A 20183-nucleotide genomic window follows, 5' to 3' on the forward strand; every position below is an offset into this window, starting at 1 on the left:
GTGAGAAGGCCCAGCCCCGCCATTCTGGGATCGGTCGCGCTGCATGTCGGCGTGCTGGCACTCGCCCTGATCAGCTGGCCGAAGAAGGAACTGCCGCCGGTTCCAAACTCGGTGCCGGTATCGATCCTGTCGTCCGAGGTCATCGAGGCCGCAGCCGCCGACAATCCCTCTGAGGAGCTGATCACCGAGGACGGCGCCAGCGCCCCGACCGAGGCGGTCGAGGCCCCGCCGGCGCCGATGCCCGCACCGCCCCCGCCGCCGACCCCCGCGCCGCCGACGCCGCGCATCCCGCCCAAGGTGACGCCGCCGGCCCCGACCCCGCGCCCGACGCCGACCCGTCCGACGCCGCCCGTCACCCGTCCCGCGCCGCCACGTCCCAAGGCCCAGCCGCCCGCTGCGACACCGCGTCGCAACGAGCCCTCTCTGGACCTCAACGCCCTGCAGGGACCACGCCGTCCGAACAACAACCCGGGCCGTCCCTCGACGGGTCAGCAGGGCGCCGGACAGGCGCCCCAGGCCTCGGGACCGCAGCTCAGCGCCCTCGGACGTCAGGTGACGCCGAACTGGAACATGCGGGTCGTTTGCGATCTGCCGGGCGGTGACAACGTCACCATCCGCGTCCGCGTCCGCCTGGACGTCAACGGCCGCATTCAGGGCAACCCCGTCATTGAGGGCGGCAGTTCGGACCCCGCCTGGCGAGCGGCTGCCGACAGCCTTCTGCAGGCGTTGCGAGCGACCTCTCCGTTCGATGTACCGGCCGGGTTCGCCGCACAGGAAATTCCGTTCCGGTTCGAAACGGCGCGCCAATGTGCGAACCGCTGACCGCCGGAGCCGTTCAAGCTTCGCCAAACGGTCGCCCCATTCGCGGGCAAGCTGGCCGTGGGGGCGACGGTTGCGCTAGATCAGGCGCGCCGCAAGGTAAACGAGGGAGCCGTCCATGCGTCTGAAACTTCTCCTGGCCACGGCCGCCGCCCTGGCGATGTCGGCCCCGATGCTGGCGCAGGCTCAGGTCCTTGGTCCGGGGCCGGCCGCAACTGCACCGACCCAGGACGTCGTCGTCGATGAGGGCGTTCTGAAGCCCTTCCAGATCGCCATCGCCCCGTTCAGCGGCCCCAACGGCTCGGAAGTCTCCGGCGTCCTGACCGGCGACCTGACGCGGTCCGGCTATTTCGAGGCGATCAGCCCGCGCAGCTTTATCGAGACCGGGCTGACGCTGAACAATGCGCCCAACTTCCCGCAGTGGACCCAGATCGGCGCCCAGGCGGTGCTCTACGGCTCGGTGACCCCGCGCCCCGACAACCGCAATGACTACGGTTTCCGCCTGTACGATCCGTACCGGCAGTGCCAGCTGGTCAGCTACAACTTCACCGCCACGCCCGAGCAGTGGCGCCGGGTCGCGCACAAGATCGCCGACGTCGTCTATCAGCGCATGACCGGAGAGAGCGGCTTCTTCGACACCCGCATTATCTATGTCGCCGAGAGCGGCACCGAGCTGAACCGCCTGTCGCGCCTCGCGATCGTGGATCAGGACGGCTACAACCCCGTCTTCCTGACCGGGGGCGAGGAGATCATCCTGACGCCGCGCTTTTCGTCCAATCCGGACGAGATCACCTATATGGCGCTGGGCAAGGATTACAGCCGCATCTACCTCTACAACCTGTCGACCGGCCGCCGCGAAAGCCTCGGCGAGTTCGATGGCCAGGCCCTGGCGCCGCGCTATTCGCCCGACGGGTCCAAGGTGGCCTTCTCCATCATCCGCGGCGGCAACACCGACGTCTATGTGATGGATTTGCGTAGCCGGCAGCTGTCGCGACTGACCTCGGATCCGGGCATCGACACCTCGCCCTCGTTCAGCCCGGACGCGCGCCAGATCGTGTTCAACTCGGACCGTTCGGGCACGCCCCGCCTCTATGTCATGAACACCGACGGCTCGGGCCAGCGCCCGATCTCACGCGGCGGCGGCAGCTACACGGCCCCGTCCTGGAGCCCGCGCGGCGATCTGATCGCCTTCACCAAATCGTCGGGCGGCCGCTTCTCCATCGGGGTGATGGGAACCGACGGCTCGGGCGAGCGCAGCCTTTCGTCCAGCTATTTCGAGGAAGGCCCGTCCTGGGCCCCGAACGGCCGCTACATCATGTTCTCGCGCCAGACGCGGGGCGGGAACACCAATCTGTGGATGGTCGACCTGTCGGGCCGGGTTATCGCCCAGTCGGGCTATCAGGGCCGGGGCTCCGATCCCGCCTGGTCGCCCCTGCTGGACGCCGCCCCGGTGAACCTGGGCCGCAGCCAGGGTCCGGACAGCTGCCCGTCCTGACCCGATACCCGTGAGAGGCGAAAACCAATCACGGGCGGAGCCGAACCCCTCAACAGTGCGTTACCCGAGACTGAAGCGCCACCATTTCGCCACCTGCCCCGCTAAAGGCAGAGCTTGAAGCGCCGATCCGGCGTCCGAGGGCAAAACCAAGGAGACGACCCGCGATGACGACCATGTCCAACCTGATCAAGCTGACGGCTGTCGGCCTCGTGATGGCCTCGATGGCCGCCTGTACGCCGAAGCGCCCGGTCGAAACGGCCGTGCCGAACCAGCCGACGGGCCCGGCGAACCCGATCTATCCGGGCACGGGCACGGGCAACATCGGCGGCTCGAACACCGGCGCCGCCCGCCCGGGCTCGGAACAGGACTTCGTCGTCAACGTCGGCGACCGCGTCTATTTCGACCTCGATTCCTATCAGGTCTCGACCGAGGCCTATCCGCGTCTGGACGCCCAAGCCCAGTGGCTGCTGCGCTATCCGCAGATCCAGGTCCGCATCGAAGGCAATGCCGACGAGCGGGGCACCCGCGAATACAACCTGGCCCTCGGCGCCCGCCGCGCGGAATCAGTGCGCAACTATCTGGTCCAGCGCGGCGTCCCCGCCGGCCGCATCGACACCATCAGCTATGGCAAGGAGCGCCCGATCGCCCAAGGCTCGAGCGAGGAATCGTGGGCCCGCAACCGCAACGGCCACACGGCGATCGTCTCCGGCGGGATGTGATCCCCTGAAGACGTAACGACATCGGGGGCGCTCGCCAAGCGGGCGCCCCTTTTCGTTCCGGAACGCCCCTCTTTCCGGGACGCCTGGCCCGGCCTTGCGAAGGCCCTGAAACGGTGAAACCACTAAAGCCATGATGAAGCCCTTCCATCGCAATCTTCTGCTGGCGGCGACCGGCCTGTGCATCGTGGGCGGCGGTGTCGCCGTGTCCCAGGTCCAGCCTCTGGCTCCGGTCGAATGGGACAACCGTCGTCTCGACACCCTCGACCGCAATGTGCGCCGCCTCGAGCGCGCCGTGACCCAGAGGAACGCGGTGGGCCAGCCGGTTCTGGTCGAGCCCGACCCAGAGGTCGTCGCCCTGCAGGGACAGGTCGGGGAGATGGACCGGCGTCTGCAGGATCTGGAGGCCAGCCTGCAGCGGCTGACCCGCGACGGCGAACAGACAGCCTTCAAGCTGGACGAGGCCACGCGCGACAACGCCGCCCTGCGCACCCGGCTGAACGCCAGCGACGCCCGCATCAAGGCGATAGAGGATCAGGCCCAGGCCGCTGCGGCCGCCGTCGCCGAAGCCGAACAGGCCGGGCGTTCGCCGACCGGGAACGCCGCCGGGGATCTGGCCGCCGCCCGCGCCCTGACCGATGCGGCCGAGCAAGGCCAGGCTTATGAGGTTCTGATCGCCAACTGGCCGTCCACGCCCCAGTCCGCCGAGGCCGGCTATCGCCTGGGCGACCTGCGCCGCGCCGCCGACGATATGAATGGGGCGGTTCAGGCCTATGCCGGCGCCCTGAGCGGCTGGCCAACGACCCCCTGGGCCGGAGAGACCACGCTGAAGCTTGCGCGCGCCCTTTCGGCGACCAACCGCAATCCGCAGGCCTGTGCGGCGCTCGGCGAGTTCAATCGGCGTTATACCGCGGCGGCCTCGGCCCAGCTGAAAACTATAGCCGGTCAGATCCGCACCCAGGCCCGTTGCACCTGACCGCGGTGACCGCGCCGGACGCAGGTCTGGCGGCGCGGGTGGAGGCCCGGCTCGACGCCCGCCTGATGCGGGATGTCGGCCATGCGCTTGTTCTGGGCCTTTCCGGCGGCGGGGACTCCATCGCCCTGCTGGACATCGTCGCCGACTGGGCAGGGCGCCATGGCCGACGTTTGCTGGCGGTCACCGTCGATCACGGCCTGAACCCGGACAGCCGCGACTGGAGCCGGTTTTGCGCCGAGGCCTGCGCGCGCCGCGGCGTGGACTGGATCGAACGGCGCTGGGAAGGCGACAAGCCTGCGTCCGGACTGACCGCGGCGGCGCGGATGGCGCGGCACCGGCTGATCGCCGAGACAGCGCGCACGGCGGGCGCCAGGGTCGTCCTTCTGGCCCACACCGCCGACGACATCCTCGAAAGCGACTGGATGCGGTCCCGCTCGGTCGAGGCGGGCGGCTCGACGCTGGGGCGTCTGCGCGAATGGTCTCCGTCGCCGGTCTGGCCCGAGGGGCGCGGCCTGATGCTGTTCCGTCCCCTGCTCGAAGAGCGCCGGGAAGCGCTGCGCGAGTTGTTGAGGGCCGTCGGGCAGGGCTGGATCGAGGATCCCGCCAATGCGGATGCGCGGTTCGGACGCAGCCGGGCGCGGCAGGCGCTGGAAGCGGGGGGCCGGGCTCTCGGCGCCGAAACTCCTTACCCTCCCAGCACCCTCGGCGTCGGCCCCCTCGCTCTCCCTCTGGGAGAGGGGTTTCAGGTCGGGAGAGGCATCTCACCGACGCTGCTCGCCGCCACCCTACTGTCCGCTTCCGGGGGCTCCACACCCCCTCGTCGCGACCGGCTCGGGCGCATGATGGACCGGCTGCGTTCCGGCGAGGATTTCCACGCCGGCCTGGCCGGCGCCCGTATCGAGGCGCGCGGCGAAACGGTCCTGGTCGGGCGGGAGCCGGGCGAGTTTCGCCGTCGAGCTCCGGGCGATGTTCGGCTCACTCCGGGACAGTCCGCCGTCTGGGACGGCCGATACGAGATCGTGATCGCGGAGCCCGGCTGGACGGTCACGGCGGCGGCGGGGAGGCTGAACCGGTTGTCCGACGCGGATCGGGCCGTCGTGTCGGGCGTTCCCGCATGGGCGCGCGGGGCCTTGCCGGTGCTGATCCGGGACGATGCGACTGGCCCGGTTCTGGCATGGCGCAAGGCCGAGGTTCGGGCCCTGTCGCCGCGACGTCTGGCGCTCTTTTCGGGGGCGGCCTTCCGGGGAGCTGGGGACGAAACGACGCAGGAGGCCGGCCTCTTTGGAACCATCCATGGCGAAACGCCGCCCGCTGACCTATTTTCACACAAAGACCACCATCGCGGCTTAGGTTGACCCCCTTGCCGAAGGACCGAGAACGATAATGAACCTGCGTAACCTGGCGATCTGTGGCTTGATCTTGCTGGCGCTCGTGGCGGGCTATGCCGCCCTGAGCCAGAGCGGAGGTCCCCTGGCCGTGGCCAAGGGCGGCCCGGCCGCCGCCGCCGCGAGCAGGCCCGAGCCCATCACCTACTCCAAGCTGGTGAACGAGGTCGGGGCCAAGAACGTCAAGGCGGTCGTGGTCAAGGGCGACCAGATCCAGGGCGTGTTCCAGAACGACAGCCGCTTCGTCGTCACCACTCCGATCCAGAACGAGCAGTTGATCGAAGCGATCCGCGAGTCGGGCGCCCAGGTCGATGTCAAGACCACGCGCCAGTCGTGGTGGCAGGCCCTGCTGATCGGCATACTGCCCATCCTGCTGCTGGTCGGCGTCTGGGTCTTCTTCATGCGCCAGATGCAGGGCGGGGCGCGCGGCGCCATGGGCTTCGGCAAGTCCAAGGCCAAGCTCCTGACCGAGCACAAGGGCCGCAAGACCTTCGACGACGTCGCCGGCGTGGACGAGGCCAAGGAAGAGCTGCAGGAGGTCGTCGACTTCCTGAAGGATCCGGGCAAGTTCCAGCGTCTGGGCGGCAAGATCCCCAAGGGGGCGCTGCTGGTGGGCCCTCCCGGTACAGGTAAGACCCTGCTGGCCCGCGCTGTCGCGGGCGAGGCGGGCGTGCCCTTCTTCTCCATCTCCGGCTCCGACTTCGTCGAGATGTTCGTCGGCGTCGGCGCCAGCCGCGTGCGCGACATGTTCGAACAGGCCAAGAAGAACGCGCCCTGCATCATCTTCATCGACGAGATCGACGCCGTCGGCCGTCACCGCGGCGCCGGTCTCGGCGGCGGCAATGACGAGCGCGAGCAGACGCTGAACCAGCTGCTGGTCGAGATGGACGGCTTCGAGGCCAATGAAGGCATCATCCTGATCGCCGCGACCAACCGTCCCGATGTTCTGGATCCGGCCCTGCTGCGGCCCGGCCGCTTCGACCGTCAGGTCGTGGTGCCCAATCCCGATGTGAACGGCCGTGAGAAGATCCTGCGCGTGCACATGAAGGACGTGCCCCTGGCCGCCGACGTCAACGTTAAGACCATCGCGCGCGGCACCCCGGGCTTCTCCGGCGCCGACCTGGCCAATCTGGTCAACGAAGCCGCCCTGATGGCCGCCCGCAAGGACCGCCGCATGGTCACACACCGCGACTTCGAGGACGCCAAGGACAAGGTCATGATGGGCGCCGAGCGCAAGTCCATGGCCATGAACGAGGAAGAAAAGCGCCTGACCGCCTATCACGAGGGCGGTCACGCCATCGTGGCGATGAACGTCAAGATGGCCGACCCCGTGCACAAGGCGACCATCGTCCCGCGCGGCCAGGCCCTGGGCATGGTCATGCAGCTGCCGGAAGGCGACCGCTATTCGATGAAGTACCAGCAGATGGTCGATCGCATCGCCATCATGGCCGGCGGCCGCGTCGCCGAGGAGATCATCTTCGGCAAGGAGAACATCACCTCGGGCGCCTCCTCCGACATCACCCAGGCGACCAAGCTGGCCCGTCGGATGGTAACCCAGTGGGGCTTCTCGGACATCCTGGGCACCGTGGCCTATGGCGAGAACGAGCAGGAAGTCTTCCTCGGCCACTCGGTCGCGCGCAGCCAGAACATCAGTGAAGAGACCGCCCGGATCATCGACAGTGAGGTCAAGCGTCTCGTCACCGAGGGCTGGAACGAGGCCCGTCAGATCCTGACCGACAAGGCCGCCGATCTGGAGACCCTGGCCCAGGCCCTGCTCGAGTACGAGACCCTGTCCGGGCAAGAGATCAAGGACCTGCTTGAGAAGGGCGCGGCGCCGAACCGTGACGAAAACAACTTCCCCAACTCGGGCCCATCGGTCTCCGTCCCGGTGACCCCCGTCGCCGATGGCGGCGTCACGGTCGACGTCCCGACCGTCCACTAGGCCTTCCCGAACCCGCCGAGGGCTTTCGCTCCGGCGGGTTCTTTCTGATGAACATGTTTGCATTATAAACAAGTCTATGAAATATGACCTCATCCGAAACGGGAGGGGTCGCCATGTCGGCATCCGAAATTGAACGATCCGAGCGCCTGCACGGCCTCGATGCGCTGCGGGGCGGCACCCTGCTTCTGGGCGTGGTGCTGCACGCCTCCATGTCCTTCATTCCGGCGCCGATCTGGATCGTCAGTGACGAACGGCAGTCGGTCGGGGCGGGGGTGCTTTTCTTCGCCATCCACATCTTCCGCATGGCGACCTTCTTCCTGCTGGCCGGCCTGTTCGCCCATATGATGCTGGGCCGTCGGGGCGTCGGCGGCTTCCTCAAGGACCGCTTCATCCGCATCGGCGGGCCGCTGGGCGTCTTCTGGACCCCGGTGATGGCGGCGATCATCGCCGTGCTGATCTGGAGCGCCGCGCGCCAGGCCGCCGGCGCCCCGATGGGGCCGCCGCCGCACCCGCCGACCTACACCTTGCTGACTATCCCCCTGACCCATCTCTGGTTCCTGTGGGCCCTGATGCTGTTCTATGTCGCCGTCCTGATCCTGCGCGCGCCCTTCGCCATGCTGGACCGCGAGGGCAGCTGGGGGCGGACGGTCGACCGGGCGATCGCGGCGCTGGCCACGCCCTGGGGCTCTGGGGTCCTCGGCGCGCCCCTGGCCGCCGCCCTGTGGGCCGAGCCGAACTGGGCTCCCTTCTTCGGCATCCCGACGCCGGACCACGGTCTGGTCCCGAACCTGTCCGCCTGCGTCGGCTTCGGCACGGTGTTCGTCTTCGGCTTCCTGCTGGACCGTCGCCGCGACCTGCTGGCGAAGCTGGAAGGCTGGGCGCCGGTGAACCTGATCCTCGCGGTCGCCGCAGGGACGGCCCTGCTGGTCCTTGCCGGAGGGCCCGCGCCCTCCATCATCCCGGTCACCGACCCGGCGACCAAGGCCATGGCCGCCGCCGCCCTCGGTGTCGCGACCTTCGCCTCGGCCTTTGCGGCGGTGGGTCTGGCGCTGAAATTCTTCGCGGGTCACAGCGCCCTGCGCCGCTATCTCGCCGACGCCTCCTACTGGATCTACATCGTCCATCTGCCGATGGTCATGGCCGGACAGGTGCTGATTCAGGATTGGGCCATGGTCTGGCCGGTCAAGCTGACGGTCGTGGTCGCGGGCGTACTGGCGGTCTCCCTGATCACCTACGAGCTCCTGATCCGCCACAGCTTCATGGGCCGCTGGCTGAACGGGCGGCGCGTGCCCTGGCGGCGCAAGCCCGACGCAGAACTCGCGCCGGCGGAATAGCCGGGCCGAATACCTTGCCAACCCCGGCCGGCGCGTCCATCCGATGGAAGCGCCGGCCGCATCAGGAATCGCCCTCATGTCAGACAAGTCCACGCCCGAAGCCGATCTGGCCTTCCTGCGCTCCGTCGTGACCGGCGGCGGCCCCGGCGGCCATCTGACGCTGGGCGTCGCCTATCTGGCGGGTGGTTTGCTGTACGGCGCCCAATGCCTGTTCCACATCGGCCAGATCATGGGCTGGGTCCGTCTGCCCGATCTCGCCAATCTCGCCGTGGTCGTCGCGGTGCCGATCCTGTTCTTCGTCGTCCTGACCTGGGCAATCCTCGAGGATCGCAAGATTCCCAAGCCCGGACCGATGGTCACCCGCACCCTGAACGCGGCCTTCAGCGCCACGGGCATGGCCAATCTGGCGATCATCATCGTCTTCGGCGCCGGCTCGGCGCGAGACCACGACTTTGGGACCTGGCTCTACTATCCGGCGGTCATCTTCGCCCTGCAGTCGGCCGCCTGGTTCGTCGCCTGGACGCTGAAGAAGACGCCCTGGATGCTGGCCGCCGCCATCGGAGGCTGGCTGACGGCGGTGGCGCTGGGCCTGCTGGTGCGCCAGCCCAACGCCTATCTCGGCGTGTGCACGGTGGCCCTGTTCCTGCTGTTCGCCCTGCCCGGCTGGGTCATGCTGCGCGGCGCCCTTGATGCGCGCAAAGCCGCCTGAACCATGGGGCTGACCGATCTCGGACGGATCGACGAGGTCATCCACGGCCGCATGCGGCTGGGGATCATGGTCTATCTGGCCGACGCCGAGGTCGCTGACTTCACCGAGCTGAAGACGGTGCTGGAGGCCACCCAGGGCAATCTCTCCGTCCACATCAAGAAGCTGGAGGAGGCGGGTTATGTCGCCGTCGCCAAGAGCTTCGTGAACAACAAGCCCCTGACCCGGGTGTCGATCACCGATGCGGGTCGCACGGCCTTCGCCGCCTATCTGGAGGCGTTGGGCGGGCTGATCGGGCGGGCGGGCTGATGGCGCCCGTCGTCGTCGATCCGAAGCATGTCCACGCCTTCGCGGACGAAGCCGCCTTTGAGGCTTGGCTGGCGAAGAACCACGTCCGGGAGACCGAGATCTGGATCCGCATCTACAAGGTGAAGTCGGGCACGGCCTCGATCACGGTCAAGGAGGCCATTGACGTCTGCCTGTGCTGGGGCTGGATCGACGGAATCAAGAAGAGCTTCGACGAGGCCAGCTTCCTGCAGCGCTACACCCCGCGCGGGAAGAAGAGCGTCTGGAGCCAGGTCAATGTCGACAACGTCGCGCGCCTGACCGAGGCAGGGCGGATGACCGTTCACGGCCACAAGCACATCGAGGCGGCCAAGGCGGACGGCCGCTGGGACGCCGCCTATCGCATCAAGGGTTCAACCCTGCCTGACGACTTCGTGGCGGCTGTCGAGGCCGTACCGGAGGCGAAGGCGACACTCGACACCCTCAGCGCCCAGAACCGCTTCGCCCTGATCTTCCGGCTTCAGGCCCTGAAGACCGAGGCGGGGCGGCAGAAGGCCATCGCGCGGTTCATCGACATGCTGGCGCGGGGCGAAACCCCTCATCCGCAAGGAACGCCCAAATGAACCGGATCCAGGTCATGGGCATCGTCAATGTCACGCCCGACAGCTTTTCGGACGGCGGGCGGCTGGCGACGGTGGAGGCGGCGGTGGCCCACGCTCTCAGCCTGGTCGAGCAGGGCGCCGACATCCTCGACATCGGCGGCGAGAGCACCCGGCCGGGCGCGGAGCCGGTCAATGTCGCCGAGGAGATCGCTCGCACCCTGCCGGTGATCGCGGGGGTTCGCGCCCGTTGGGCCGGACCGATCAGCATCGACACCCTGAAGCCCGAGGTGGCGCGGGCCGCCGTCGGGGCGGGGGCTACCATGTGGAACGACGTCTCGGCCCTGAGCTTCGCGCCCGATAGTCTGGAGACGGCGGCGGCCCTGCGCTGCGAGGTCGTCCTGATGCATATGAAGGGCGAGCCGCGCACCATGCAGGCGGCGCCCGTCTATGACGACGTGGTCTCGGAGGTCGTGGACTATCTGGACGGGCGGGCGACGGCGGCGGTGAAGGCCGGGGTGGCGCGCGAGCAGATCTGGCTGGATCCCGGCATCGGTTTCGGCAAGACGACGGCCCACAACCTGGCCCTGACGGCGCGACTGGAGGCCTTGGTCGACCTGGGCTACCCCGTTCTCTACGCCGCCAGCCGGAAGCGCACGATCCTCGGCGTCGACGAGACCGCCGTCGATCCCGCCGACCGTCTGGGCGGGTCGCTGGCCCTGATGTTGGAGGGGACGCGTCGCGGGGCGAAGATGGTCCGCGTCCACGACGTGCGTGAGACGGTTCAGGCCTTGAAGCTGTGGGAAGCGGTCAGCTCGGCGAATTGATCTGCCACGACACCCCGAACCGGTCCTGCACCCAGGCGAACCGCTTCGAGAAGCCGTAGTTTCCGGCCGGCATCATCGTCTTGCCGCCTTCGCCCAGCGCTCCGGCCAGGGCGTCGACCTCGTCTTCGGCCTCGACGGTCAGGAAGGTCGAGGTAGAGGGGGTAAAGGTGAAGTCGTGCACCGGCGGCGAGTCATTGGCCATGATCTCCAGCCCGGCGACCGACAGCCGGGCCATGGCGACCTTGCCGTCCGGGCCCTTCATCAGGGCGGCGACTTCGGCGCCGGGGATGACTGCGGCGTAGAAGGTCAGGGCCTCCTCGCAATCGCCCTGGAACATCAGGAAGGGAGCGGCGGCGGTGATCATGGGTCAGCTCCGGGCGTCGGCAACGGCCGACAGACTGTCGAGGATCGTGGACCAGCCGGCGGCTGAGCGCTCGGCGTATGCGGCCCAGGCGGGGGCGAGGTCGTGGCTGAGGATGACGGAGCAGCCGTCGCCTTCAGGCGTGAAGGTCACGGTCACGCGTGTCGGTTCCTCTGGCGCTTCGTCGACCCGGAAATCGAAGACGATCAGCCCCGGGCGTTCGATCTGAACGAACCGGATGCCGCGCCAGATCGTCGCCGCGCCGCTCGAAGATCGCGAAGGCGCCGCCGACGACGGGCTCGTAGTCGGTCTTCTCCATCACCCCCTCGGGCGTATGGAACAGCCACAGGCCGACCGTCGCCGGATCGAGGAAGGCGTCGAAGACCCGTTCTGGCGGGTGACGAAAGCGTTTCTCGACGCGCACCTCGACAGGATCGCTCATTCGCTCCAGCCTTCCGCATGATGGTCGGGATGGCGGTCGACGACGAAACGCGGCTCGATCCCGTGTTCCAGCCAGATCTTGGCGCCGGCCAGCACCAGGGCGAAGCCTCCGGTCGAATCCAGCGCCCTGGCCACCCCGTCGGCATTGTCCGTGAAGCCTCGGTTCTCGACGGTGACCCAGGTGTCGCTACCACGCGTTTCAAACAGCCACTCGACCTCGGTCGGTGTGGAGCGATTGTCCCAGTCGATCAGGATGCGGCGGTCGGGCTCCACGGCCTTGACCGCCACTTCGGTCGAGGCCCCGTACATGGCCCAGGTCCAGTCGACGATCGCGCCGGGCTCTAGGGCGCCCGTGCTGTCAGTGAACCAGAAGCGGGTCGTCACCGCGGGATCGGCGAAGGCGCGAAACACCTCCGCGACCGGTCGGCGGATCAGCATCCCGGCGCTGGCGACAGGCGCAGTCACGCCGTCCGCCAGTCGTTCGAGTAAGGCTTGTCATCGCCCGCGTTCGGGTTCTCGAGACGCTCGGCATAGGCGTCGCGCAGGGCGAACCAGCGGTCCCAGCTCCAGGGATGGCGCACGCCGTGGATGGCGTCTTCCAGCCCTTCCATATGGTGTTGCCAGCCGGCCAGGACGTTCTTGCGCCCGCTCTCCCATGTCGAGGGCACGCGGTGGGCGAGGACCAGATGAGTGCCGTCGCCGTCGGGCTCCAGCCGCCAGGAGACGATCGAGTCCGGATTGCTGCCGAAGGTGTGCTCGAACAGGCTGTAGGGACGGACGGTCAGGACCTCGTTCGACTGGCGTCGCTTCTCCGGCACGTCGGGCATGAAGTCGTTGTCGGGCTGGCGGAAATGCAGCTCCATCTTGCCGCCGGGAACCGTGTCGATCTCCGCCTCTGCCAGCCAGCAGGCGAGGCCTTCCGGCGTGGTCAGGGCCTTCCAGACCCGTTCAGGCGAATGGCGCAGACGGCGTTCGAAGCCGATGATCCAGCCGTCTCCGTCCTCGCGGATCGTGCCGGCGTCGCGCCCGGGAATGGTTTCAACGAGAGTATCGGTCATTGCGGAAACTCCTTGTCCAGATGCGCTTCGAGGGCGTCGAGCTTGGCGCTCCAGAAGCGGCGATAGGGGGCGAGCCAGGCGTCCAGCTCGGCCAGAGGGGCGGGGTTCAGGCGATAGAGGCGACGGTTGGCGTCCTTGCGCACGGTCACCAGCCCGGCGGCGCGCAGCACGCCCAGATGTTTCGACACCGCCGGCTGGCTGATCGGCAGGGCGGCGACGAAGTCCCCGGCGGGACGTTCGCCCTCGCGCAACAGACCCATGATGGCCATGCGGTTGGGTTCGGACAGGGCGAGGAGAGCGTCGTGCATAAACATAACCATACAGCTATATAGCCATAATGCAATATATGAATCTCTTGCCCCTCGTCAGGGGCTGACGCATCAGGACGGAATGACCGCCGAATCCATAACCAAGCCCGGCCGCGTCCTGATCATCGCCGGCTCGGACTCGGGCGGCGGGGCCGGAATTCAGGCCGACATCAAGGCCGTGACCATGCTGGGCGCCTATGCGGCGACCGCCATCACGGCCATCACGGTGCAGAATACGTTGGGGGTGAGCGGGGTCTTCCCCCTGCCGCTGGACCTGATCGAACAGCAGGCGCGGGCCGTGCTGGACGATATCGGCGCCGACGCCATCAAGACCGGGATGCTGGGCACGGCCGAGACGGTCGAACGTGTCGCCGCCATCCTGGACACCTCCGACGCCGCCGTGGTCGTCGATCCGGTCATGGTGGCCAAGGGCGGGGCCTCGTTGCTGGCCTCGGATGCGGTTGAGGCGGTCCGGTCGCTGATGATCCCGCGCGCCACCCTCCTGACGCCCAATGCGCCCGAGGCCGAGGCCCTGACCGGGCTGATGGTTTCCGATCTGGACGGCCAGCGCCGCGCAGGCGAGGCCCTGCTGGCCATGGGGGCCAAGGCGGTGCTGATGAAGGGCGGTCATGTCGACGGGCCGACCGTGATCGACCTCCTGATGACCCCGTCGGGCGAGACCCTGCTGGAGGGGCCGCGCATCGACACCACCTCGACCCATGGCACGGGCTGCACCCTGGCCAGCGCCTGCGCCGCCGGTCTGGCGAAAGGCCTGCCGCTGGAGGTCGCGGTCGCCGAGGCCTGGGCCTATGTCGCCGAGGCCATCCGCCGCGCGCCCGGGCTGGGACAGGGCCACGGCCCTCTGGATCACGGCTGGCCGGTGAGGGGACGATGAGCACTCTGGAACAGCGGTTGGTCGAGATCGTCCGAAACTATCCCGACCTGATGCTGGTCATGACCACCGTCCGGTCGCTGGATCTGCCCGACTGGCTGATTTTCTCCGGCTCGGTGTATCAGAGCGTCTGGAACGATGTGACGAGCCGCGAGCCGGGTTATGGGGTCAACGATTTCGACCTCGGCTATTTCGATACCGACACCAGCTGGGACGCCGAGGACGTCGTCATCAAACGCGTCGCCGCCGCCTTCGACGAGCCGCTGAGCAGCCGTGTCGAAGTCCGCAACCAGTGCCGGGTGCCGATCTGGTTCAAGTCGAAATTCGGCGAAGACTACGACCCGATCGCCAATACGGCGGAGGCCCTGCCGCGCTTCGTCGCCCCCGCCTTCGCCGTGGGTGTGAGGCTGGAGGGCGATGACAGCATCACCGTCGTCGCCCCCTTCGGTCTTGAGGACGCCTTCGACCTGATCGTCCGCCCAAACCCCAACCGGCCCCTCGCCAAGGACTGGTCGAAGATCGCCGCCAAGGTGAGGACCCGCTGGCCCGAGGTGACGGTCGTCGAGGTCTGACGGCCGGCGCAGCAGCTTTTGCCGTGTCCTGATTTTTCGCGTATCGTTGTTTCGCGTGATTTGCGAGGGGGCAACGCGATGACGATGACGGCTGCGCCGGTGGCGGTGAAGGAGCGGTTCGGCTCAATGGATGTGCTGCGGGGCGTCGCGGTCTGCGGCATCCTGCTGATGAACATCCCCTTTATGGGTATGCTGGGCGAGTCCGGGCGGCCGCCGCTCCCCGCCGCGCCCAATCCCGACTGGATCGCCTTCACCATCCAGGACGTCTTCTTCGCCGGCTCGATGCGGGGGATGTTCACCCTGCTGTTCGGGGCCGGGATGCTGATCATGCTGCGCCGCGCCGACGAGCCGGGCGGCGAGAATGCGATCTCGGCCTATCTGACCCGCTGCTTCGCCCTGATCCTTCTGGGGGTGGCCAACTTCGCCATCTTCCTCTGGCCCGGCGAAATCCTGTTCGCCTATGGCGTGGTCGGGCTGGCCCTGATCCTGTTCCGGAGGTCGCCGCCCAGGCTGCTGCTGACGGCGGCGGCGGCGTCGCTGGTGGTTCTGACCCTGAGCTTCGCCGTCCCCGTGATCGACCGCGCGGCCGCCCTGCGCGACGCGCCCGCCGCCGCGGCGGCCAAGGCCGAGGGCAAGACCCTGACCGACGACCAGAAAGCCGCGCTCAAGATGCAGGCGCGGGGGGCCGAGGTCATGCGCCCGCCCGCCGCCAAGCTGGAGAAGGAGCGCCAGCAGCGCACCAGCTTCCCCGGCGTCGTGGTCTGGAGCACGAAATTCTGGGCCCAGTTCAATCTCGGCCGCATGGGCATCTTCGGCCTGCTGGAAAGCCTCGGCTTCATGCTGATCGGCATGGCCCTGTTCCAAAAAGGCTATCTCACCGGCCAGAAGCCGTTGAAGACCTATGTCGGGCTTATGGTCGGCGGCTATGGCCTGGGTCTCGCGATCCGGGGCGTGCAGGCCTTCTGCGCCTGGACGACGGCCTATGAGCTGAACCCCTGGCAGATGCTCTGGGGCGCCTTCCTCTATGAGGTCGGGCGGCTGCCGATGACGATCGGCCTGCTGGGTCTGGTCATGACCCTGTATCAGCTCGGCGCTCTCGGCAAACTGGCCGGCGCGATCAAGGCCATCGGCCGCATGGCCCTGACCAACTATGTCGGCCAGTCGGTGATCACCGCCGTCCTGTTCTACGCCTTCGGCCTGCTTGGAAAGTTCGGCTTCGCCCAGCTGATGGGGATCGCGGCCCTGATCTGGATCGCTCAGGGGGTAATCAGTGTGGTCTGGCTGAAATTCTACGAGATTGGGCCGCTGGAATGGCTGCTGCGGATGCTGACCTATGGCCAGCGGAGTCCGATCCCGCGCGTCGCCCCAACGCCGACGGCGGTCCCGGCTCCGGCGGAATAGCGTCCGGGGTGTTCAGTCCGCCGCGCCTCGGCTAGGCATCGGTCATGCGCCAGTGGACCATAGACGCCTTCGCCGACCGGCCCTTCATGGGTAATCCAGCCTGTGTGGTCGAGCCGTTCGAGGTCTGGCCCGCCGACGGCTGGATGCAGGCCCTGGCCATGGAGAACAACCAGTCGGAAACGGCCTTCCTGCGCCGGACGGCCGATCCGTCTCGCTTCGACCTGCGCTGGTTCACCCCGGCGATGGAGGTCGATCTGTGCGGTCATGCGACCCTGGCCTCCGGCGCGGCCCTGATGGCGGAAATCTATCCCGACCTCGGCGCCGTCAGCTTTGACACCCGCTCCGGCGTGCTGGGCGTCCGCAAGGCCGCGGGCGGCTTCGAGATAGATCTGCCTGCCGATCCGCCCCGTCGCACCGGTCCGGTCGAGGGGCTGGCTGAGGCTCTGGGCGTCGAGCCGGTCGAGGTCTGGGCGGGCCGCTATCTGGTCGCGCTTCTGCCGGACGCGGCGGCGGTGCGGACATGCACGCCCGACTTCAAGGCCCTGGGCCGGCTGCAGGGCGAGGCCGGGGAAGGCGGTCAGATCATCATTGCGGCCCGGTCGGATCATGATGACGCCGATGTCGTGGACCGGTTCTTCGGCCCCGGCTGCGGCATCGACGAGGACCCGGCGACGGGCTCGGCCCACTGTATCCTCGCGCCTCTCTATGCCGACCGGCTGGGGCGTCCGGTGGTGCAGTTCCGGCAGGTCTTTCCCGGTCGTGGCGCGCGCTTCGAGACCGAGGTCGCGGGGGATCGGGTGTTGATCCGCGGGCAGGCGGTCACGGTGGTCGAAAGCCGGTTACGGCTGCGGCCCTGATCTCATCGCGAAAGGGCGCGACCCTTTCGGATCGCGCCCTCTGATTTCCGACCGGAAGGTCTGGTTTAGCCGCGACGGTTATCCCGGTCGTGGCGCTCGTAGCGGATCTGGGCCTCGAGACGGTCGAAGCGACGATCCAGGTCGGCGCGTTCCCAGCCGGACAGACCACCGCGACGGTAGCTGGCTTCCAGGCGAGCCAGGCTGTTGAACTCTCCGCGCAGACGGCCGGCTTCACGACGGCTCAGCGAACCGTTGCGGACGCCCATGTCGATGCGGCGGTCCAGCTGGGCCTGACGCTGGTTGATCGACTGCCAGTTGCCGTAGCCGGTCGAGACGACGGGCGGGCGGCCATGGCTCGGGCCATAGGACTGGGCGGCGGCGGGGATGGCGGCGGCCGACGTCGCGGCCAGAACCAGGGCGGGGACAATCATCTTCTTGAACATCGGATATCTCCTCGGTGTCTGTTCGTCGGGGGCCGGGGTGGCCAGCGATGACTGCAGATAACCACCCCCCGGCTGAGCCCGACCTGAACAAGCCGCGTCAGGTTCGGTTCATGTGCATGACAAATGCGCAAGACTAACCTTGGTGAGGGTTCGAACCGGTTCGACATCGCGGCAAACCGCCTTACAGTGCCGTTCAGGCCTCGTTCAGGGCCATTGACGCATAAACGCCTCCATCATGACCCGCGCTCTCGCCATCTCCCTGGCTCTTCTTGTCGCCGCCGCGCCCTTCAGCGCCGCGTCCGCGCAGGATCACGGCCGTCGTGGCGACGACCGCGGCCCGCGTCAGGAACAGTCCCGCGACGGCGGCGGCCGTCAGATCAGCGAGGCCCAGGCCCAGTCCATCGCCCAGTCGCGCGCACGCGGCGCCCGCTTCGTCGGCTCGCGCGGCCTGCAGGGTGGTTCCTACGTCTTCGTCTTCGATGACAACGGGCGGATCTTCCAGATCTCCGTCTCGGCCAGCGGAAATTGACCCCAGGTTTCGGGAGCTACTGAATGCGCATTCTTCTGGTCGAGGACGACGTCGATCTGTCGCGTCAGCTGAAACAGGCGCTGGGCGACGCCGGCTATGCGGTCGATCACGCCGCCGACGGCGAGGAGGCCCACTTCCTCGGCGACACCGAACCCTATGATGTGGTGGTTCTGGACCTCGGCCTGCCCAAGATCGACGGCGTTTCGGTGCTGGAGCGCTGGCGGCGCGACGGCAAGACGACCCCTGTCCTGATCCTGACGGCGCGGGGCGCCTGGTCGGACAAGGTCTCGGGCTTCGACGCCGGGGCCGACGACTATCTGACCAAGCCCTTCCACACCGAAGAGCTGCTGGCGCGGCTGCGGGCCCTGCTGCGCCGTTCGGCCGGCATCGCCTCGGCGACCCTGTCGTGCGGCGGCCTGCGTCTGGATCCGCGTGCGGCCCGGGCGACCGTCAACGGCGAGCCCCTGCGCCTGACCTCGCTGGAGTACCGCCTGCTGCATTACATGATGATGCATCAGGGCCGGGTCATCAGCCGCACCGAGCTGGTCGAGCACCTCTACGATCAGGACTTCGACCGCGATTCCAACACCATAGAGGTCTTCATCGGCCGGGTGCGCAAGAAGGTCGGGTCCGACCGGATCGAGACCGTGCGTGGCCTCGGCTATCGCCTGACGCCGCTGGCCGGCGAATCCGAAGCGGCGTGAGCGAGGCTTCCGCCGACAGCCCGGTGGAACGGGCGAAGCCGTCGGTTTTCGAAGACTGGGGCCGCTGGTTCGGCCGGCCCGGGCGCAGCCTGACCCGTCGCTTGATCCTTTTGGCCTGCGGCTGGATTGCCCTGGCCCTGGTGCTGACCGGCGGGGTCCTGACCAGCCAGTATCAGGAAAGCGCCCTGCGCCGGCTCGGCTATATGCTGGGCGACACCATCGACGAGGTGGTCCTGGCCACCACCGCCACGGCGGGGGGCGGGGTGCATGTCGACGAGATCAAGGACGCCCCGACGCTCAGGGGCCTGTCCGGCAAATACTGGATGATCGCCGAGTTCGACGAACAGGGCGGCCTGCGCGTCGTGGAGCGGTCCCCGTCGCTGGCGGGCGAGACCCTGTTCATCGATCCCGAACTGCCGTCGCGTCTGAAGTCGGAGTTCGGCATCCTGATTACCTATAACGACCTGAACGGGGTGCTGCGGCCCTCGCACAGCCAGCCGCTGCGCGTCGCCGCCAGTTTGAAGTCGATCCCCGACCGCGCCGCCCCCCTGGTCTTCATGGCCGGCATCGACCGGTCCGACATCGACCTCGATACGCGCCAGTTCGCCACCTTCACCTGGACAGCCCTGCTGATCCTCGGTCTCGGTCTGGTGATCGCGGTCTTCCTGCAGGTTCAGATCGGCCTGCGCCCCCTGTTCGGGCTCAGGACCGAGATCGCCAATGTCCGCAAGGGCAAGGCGGCGCGTATCGAACGCTCCTATCCCGTAGAAATCGCGCCCCTGGCCGAGCAGGTGAACCAGCTTCTGGATCACAATCAGGAGGTCGTCGAGCGTCAGCGGACCCACGTCGGCAATCTGGCCCACGCCCTGAAAACCCCGCTGTCGGTCATGCTGGCCGAGGCCTCGGACCCCCAGAGCGATCGCGACAAACTGGGCGACCTCGTCCGCCGCCAGACCGAGGTGATGAAGGGCCAGGTCGACCACCATTTGCGCCGCGCCCGCGCGGCCGCCCGCGCCGCCCACGGCCTGGGCGAACGCACGCCCGTGGGCGAGGTGATCGACGAGCTGGCTGTGATGCTGGAGCGGGTGTTCCAGTCCAAGGACGTCGAGATCGACTGGCGTGCGCCCGACGAGCTGGGCTTCCTCGGCGAGCGTCAGGACCTGCAGGAAATCCTCGGCAACCTGATCGAGAACGCGTGCAAATGGTGCAAGCGCCGTGTCCGGATCTCGGCCGGTCCCAGCGGTCTGGGTCATATGATCGTGGTGGTCGAGGACGATGGCCCCGGCCTGCCCGAGGATCAGCGCGAAACAGCGATGAAGCGCGGCCAGCGCATGGACGAAGGCGCGCCCGGATCGGGCCTGGGCCTGTCGATCGTCGACGACCTGACCCGCGCCTACGGCGGTCGTCTGACCTTGGCGAGCAGCGATCTGGGCGGTCTGAAAGCCATCCTTGAGTTGCCCGCTGCCGAGGCATAACCCGTTAAGGTTCCTACGTAATCCGTTAACCCGCTAACCCTATTCTGGACGCTTACAA

25 protein-coding genes are annotated in these 20183 nt (G+C 67.9%); 18 read left to right on the forward strand and 7 right to left on the reverse strand.

Features of this window, described 5'->3' with window-relative positions:
* The 11 genes from IFJ75_RS00130 (at nucleotide 1) to folP (ending at nucleotide 11084) form a co-directional block, all read left to right on the forward strand.
* Nucleotides 1–822 carry an energy transducer TonB gene (locus IFJ75_RS00130; protein ID WP_207870562.1) on the forward strand — a complete coding sequence of 274 codons (822 nt, stop codon included), beginning with the start codon at nucleotides 1–3 and terminating at the stop codon, nucleotides 820–822.
* 115 nt (nucleotides 823–937) lie between these two features.
* Nucleotides 938–2314, forward strand: coding sequence for a Tol-Pal system beta propeller repeat protein TolB (gene tolB / locus IFJ75_RS00135; protein WP_207870563.1), 1377 nt, complete (start codon nucleotides 938–940; stop codon nucleotides 2312–2314).
* A 164-nt stretch (nucleotides 2315–2478) separates the two neighbouring features.
* Entirely contained in the window at nucleotides 2479–3033 is a 555-nt protein-coding gene (pal, locus tag IFJ75_RS00140; protein ID WP_207870564.1) for a peptidoglycan-associated lipoprotein Pal, read from the forward strand.
* 130 nt (nucleotides 3034–3163) lie between these two features.
* Complete coding sequence (locus IFJ75_RS00145) at nucleotides 3164–4006, forward strand: tol-pal system YbgF family protein (RefSeq protein ID WP_207870565.1); 843 nt, start codon at nucleotides 3164–3166, stop codon at nucleotides 4004–4006.
* Entirely contained in the window at nucleotides 3997–5361 is a 1365-nt protein-coding gene (gene tilS / locus IFJ75_RS00150; RefSeq protein WP_225896917.1) for a tRNA lysidine(34) synthetase TilS, read from the forward strand. Before IFJ75_RS00145 ends, tilS begins: the two co-directional genes overlap by 10 nt.
* A gap of 28 nt (nucleotides 5362–5389) precedes the next feature.
* Complete coding sequence (gene ftsH, locus IFJ75_RS00155) at nucleotides 5390–7333, forward strand: ATP-dependent zinc metalloprotease FtsH (protein WP_207870566.1); 1944 nt, start codon at nucleotides 5390–5392, stop codon at nucleotides 7331–7333.
* Between the two features lie 113 nt (nucleotides 7334–7446).
* Entirely contained in the window at nucleotides 7447–8667 is a 1221-nt protein-coding gene (locus IFJ75_RS00160) for an acyltransferase family protein (RefSeq protein WP_207870567.1), read from the forward strand.
* Nucleotides 8668–8743: 76 nt separating this feature from the next.
* Entirely contained in the window at nucleotides 8744–9376 is a 633-nt protein-coding gene (locus IFJ75_RS00165) for a hypothetical protein (protein ID WP_207870568.1), read from the forward strand.
* A 3-nt stretch (nucleotides 9377–9379) separates the two neighbouring features.
* Nucleotides 9380–9682, forward strand: coding sequence for a winged helix-turn-helix domain-containing protein (locus tag IFJ75_RS00170; RefSeq protein WP_207870569.1), 303 nt, complete (start codon nucleotides 9380–9382; stop codon nucleotides 9680–9682).
* Nucleotides 9682–10281: a YdeI/OmpD-associated family protein gene (locus IFJ75_RS00175; protein ID WP_207870570.1), complete on the forward strand. Its 600-nt coding sequence runs from the start codon at nucleotides 9682–9684 to the stop codon at nucleotides 10279–10281. Before IFJ75_RS00170 ends, IFJ75_RS00175 begins: the two co-directional genes overlap by 1 nt.
* Nucleotides 10278–11084 (forward strand): dihydropteroate synthase, encoded by an 807-nt coding sequence (folP, locus tag IFJ75_RS00180; RefSeq protein WP_207870571.1) that lies wholly within the window; start codon nucleotides 10278–10280, stop codon nucleotides 11082–11084. The genes IFJ75_RS00175 and folP overlap by 4 nt, the downstream gene beginning before the upstream one ends.
* On the opposite strand, the gene IFJ75_RS00185 is transcribed toward folP, so the two are convergent.
* From IFJ75_RS00185 to IFJ75_RS00210, 6 genes are read right to left on the reverse strand one after another with little or no spacing between them, the layout of a single operon-like run.
* Nucleotides 11068–11448, reverse strand: a complete 381-nt coding sequence (locus tag IFJ75_RS00185; RefSeq protein ID WP_207870572.1) for a VOC family protein — start codon at nucleotides 11446–11448, stop codon at nucleotides 11068–11070. The genes folP and IFJ75_RS00185 overlap by 17 nt on opposite strands.
* Before the next feature lie 3 nt (nucleotides 11449–11451).
* On the reverse strand, nucleotides 11452–11697 hold the full coding sequence (locus IFJ75_RS19880; protein WP_207932404.1) for an SRPBCC family protein: 246 nt from the start codon (nucleotides 11695–11697) through the stop codon (nucleotides 11452–11454).
* Nucleotides 11582–11887 (reverse strand): SRPBCC family protein, encoded by a 306-nt coding sequence (locus IFJ75_RS00195; RefSeq protein ID WP_207870573.1) that lies wholly within the window; start codon nucleotides 11885–11887, stop codon nucleotides 11582–11584. The genes IFJ75_RS19880 and IFJ75_RS00195 overlap by 116 nt, the downstream gene beginning before the upstream one ends.
* The gene (locus tag IFJ75_RS00200; RefSeq protein WP_207870574.1) at nucleotides 11884–12351 is read right to left on the reverse strand and encodes an SRPBCC family protein; all 468 of its coding nucleotides are present in this window, start codon (nucleotides 12349–12351) and stop codon (nucleotides 11884–11886) included. The genes IFJ75_RS00195 and IFJ75_RS00200 overlap by 4 nt, the downstream gene beginning before the upstream one ends.
* Complete coding sequence (locus IFJ75_RS00205; RefSeq protein ID WP_207870575.1) at nucleotides 12348–12944, reverse strand: SRPBCC family protein; 597 nt, start codon at nucleotides 12942–12944, stop codon at nucleotides 12348–12350. The genes IFJ75_RS00200 and IFJ75_RS00205 overlap by 4 nt, the downstream gene beginning before the upstream one ends.
* Complete coding sequence (locus tag IFJ75_RS00210; RefSeq protein WP_225896918.1) at nucleotides 12941–13252, reverse strand: ArsR/SmtB family transcription factor; 312 nt, start codon at nucleotides 13250–13252, stop codon at nucleotides 12941–12943. The genes IFJ75_RS00205 and IFJ75_RS00210 overlap by 4 nt, the downstream gene beginning before the upstream one ends.
* Before the next feature lie 82 nt (nucleotides 13253–13334).
* Between IFJ75_RS00210 and thiD the strand changes: the two genes are divergently transcribed.
* The 4 genes from thiD to IFJ75_RS00230 all read left to right on the forward strand — a co-directional run bounded on the left by thiD (nucleotide 13335) and on the right by IFJ75_RS00230 (nucleotide 16974).
* Entirely contained in the window at nucleotides 13335–14147 is an 813-nt protein-coding gene (gene thiD / locus IFJ75_RS00215; RefSeq protein ID WP_207870577.1) for a bifunctional hydroxymethylpyrimidine kinase/phosphomethylpyrimidine kinase, read from the forward strand.
* Nucleotides 14144–14716 carry a nucleotidyltransferase family protein gene (locus IFJ75_RS00220; RefSeq protein ID WP_207870578.1) on the forward strand — a complete coding sequence of 191 codons (573 nt, stop codon included), beginning with the start codon at nucleotides 14144–14146 and terminating at the stop codon, nucleotides 14714–14716. The genes thiD and IFJ75_RS00220 overlap by 4 nt, the downstream gene beginning before the upstream one ends.
* A 78-nt stretch (nucleotides 14717–14794) precedes the next feature.
* Nucleotides 14795–16117, forward strand: a complete 1323-nt coding sequence (locus IFJ75_RS00225; RefSeq protein ID WP_207870579.1) for a DUF418 domain-containing protein — start codon at nucleotides 14795–14797, stop codon at nucleotides 16115–16117.
* Nucleotides 16118–16161: 44 nt separating this feature from the next.
* The gene (locus IFJ75_RS00230; protein WP_207870580.1) at nucleotides 16162–16974 is read left to right on the forward strand and encodes a PhzF family phenazine biosynthesis protein; all 813 of its coding nucleotides are present in this window, start codon (nucleotides 16162–16164) and stop codon (nucleotides 16972–16974) included.
* Between the two features lie 65 nt (nucleotides 16975–17039).
* Here the strand turns inward: IFJ75_RS00230 and IFJ75_RS00235 are convergent, their stop codons facing one another.
* The gene (locus IFJ75_RS00235; protein ID WP_207870581.1) at nucleotides 17040–17417 is read right to left on the reverse strand and encodes a hypothetical protein; all 378 of its coding nucleotides are present in this window, start codon (nucleotides 17415–17417) and stop codon (nucleotides 17040–17042) included.
* Nucleotides 17418–17652: 235 nt separating this feature from the next.
* On the opposite strand from IFJ75_RS00235, the gene IFJ75_RS00240 reads away from it, so the two are divergent.
* Genes IFJ75_RS00240 through IFJ75_RS00250 form a run of 3 tightly spaced genes read left to right on the forward strand, consistent with a single transcriptional unit; the run spans nucleotide 17653 to nucleotide 20125 of the window.
* Nucleotides 17653–17946 (forward strand): hypothetical protein, encoded by a 294-nt coding sequence (locus IFJ75_RS00240; protein WP_207870582.1) that lies wholly within the window; start codon nucleotides 17653–17655, stop codon nucleotides 17944–17946.
* Between the two features lie 23 nt (nucleotides 17947–17969).
* Nucleotides 17970–18650: a response regulator transcription factor gene (locus IFJ75_RS00245; protein ID WP_207870583.1), complete on the forward strand. Its 681-nt coding sequence runs from the start codon at nucleotides 17970–17972 to the stop codon at nucleotides 18648–18650.
* A complete protein-coding gene (locus tag IFJ75_RS00250) occupies nucleotides 18647–20125 on the forward strand; it encodes a sensor histidine kinase (RefSeq protein WP_225896919.1) in 1479 nt (492 codons plus the stop codon). Before IFJ75_RS00245 ends, IFJ75_RS00250 begins: the two co-directional genes overlap by 4 nt.
* Nucleotides 20126–20183 lie beyond the last annotated feature (58 nt).

It is taken from the genome of Brevundimonas goettingensis (assembly GCF_017487405.1).
In the GTDB taxonomy this organism is placed as follows: Bacteria; Pseudomonadota; Alphaproteobacteria; order Caulobacterales; family Caulobacteraceae; genus Brevundimonas; species Brevundimonas goettingensis.

Coding starts and splice junctions, on each gene's coding strand:
- IFJ75_RS00205 (WP_207870575.1), bottom strand. CDS start 12,944: ATGACCGATACTCTCGTTGAAACCATTCCCGGGCGCGACGCCGGCACG.
- tolB (WP_207870563.1), top strand. CDS start 938: ATGCGTCTGAAACTTCTCCTGGCCACGGCCGCCGCCCTGGCGATGTCG.
- IFJ75_RS00185 (WP_207870572.1), bottom strand. CDS start 11,448: ATGATCACCGCCGCCGCTCCCTTCCTGATGTTCCAGGGCGATTGCGAG.
- IFJ75_RS00145 (WP_207870565.1), top strand. CDS start 3,164: ATGATGAAGCCCTTCCATCGCAATCTTCTGCTGGCGGCGACCGGCCTG.
- IFJ75_RS00245 (WP_207870583.1), top strand. CDS start 17,970: ATGCGCATTCTTCTGGTCGAGGACGACGTCGATCTGTCGCGTCAGCTG.
- IFJ75_RS00225 (WP_207870579.1), top strand. CDS start 14,795: ATGACGATGACGGCTGCGCCGGTGGCGGTGAAGGAGCGGTTCGGCTCA.
- IFJ75_RS00240 (WP_207870582.1), top strand. CDS start 17,653: ATGACCCGCGCTCTCGCCATCTCCCTGGCTCTTCTTGTCGCCGCCGCG.
- ftsH (WP_207870566.1), top strand. CDS start 5,390: ATGAACCTGCGTAACCTGGCGATCTGTGGCTTGATCTTGCTGGCGCTC.
- IFJ75_RS00230 (WP_207870580.1), top strand. CDS start 16,162: ATGCGCCAGTGGACCATAGACGCCTTCGCCGACCGGCCCTTCATGGGT.
- IFJ75_RS00160 (WP_207870567.1), top strand. CDS start 7,447: ATGTCGGCATCCGAAATTGAACGATCCGAGCGCCTGCACGGCCTCGAT.
- IFJ75_RS00220 (WP_207870578.1), top strand. CDS start 14,144: ATGAGCACTCTGGAACAGCGGTTGGTCGAGATCGTCCGAAACTATCCC.
- IFJ75_RS00235 (WP_207870581.1), bottom strand. CDS start 17,417: ATGTTCAAGAAGATGATTGTCCCCGCCCTGGTTCTGGCCGCGACGTCG.
- IFJ75_RS00195 (WP_207870573.1), bottom strand. CDS start 11,887: ATGAGCGATCCTGTCGAGGTGCGCGTCGAGAAACGCTTTCGTCACCCG.
- thiD (WP_207870577.1), top strand. CDS start 13,335: ATGACCGCCGAATCCATAACCAAGCCCGGCCGCGTCCTGATCATCGCC.
- IFJ75_RS00165 (WP_207870568.1), top strand. CDS start 8,744: ATGTCAGACAAGTCCACGCCCGAAGCCGATCTGGCCTTCCTGCGCTCC.
- IFJ75_RS00210 (WP_225896918.1), bottom strand. CDS start 13,252: ATGCACGACGCTCTCCTCGCCCTGTCCGAACCCAACCGCATGGCCATC.
- pal (WP_207870564.1), top strand. CDS start 2,479: ATGACGACCATGTCCAACCTGATCAAGCTGACGGCTGTCGGCCTCGTG.
- IFJ75_RS00175 (WP_207870570.1), top strand. CDS start 9,682: ATGGCGCCCGTCGTCGTCGATCCGAAGCATGTCCACGCCTTCGCGGAC.
- IFJ75_RS00170 (WP_207870569.1), top strand. CDS start 9,380: ATGGGGCTGACCGATCTCGGACGGATCGACGAGGTCATCCACGGCCGC.
- folP (WP_207870571.1), top strand. CDS start 10,278: ATGAACCGGATCCAGGTCATGGGCATCGTCAATGTCACGCCCGACAGC.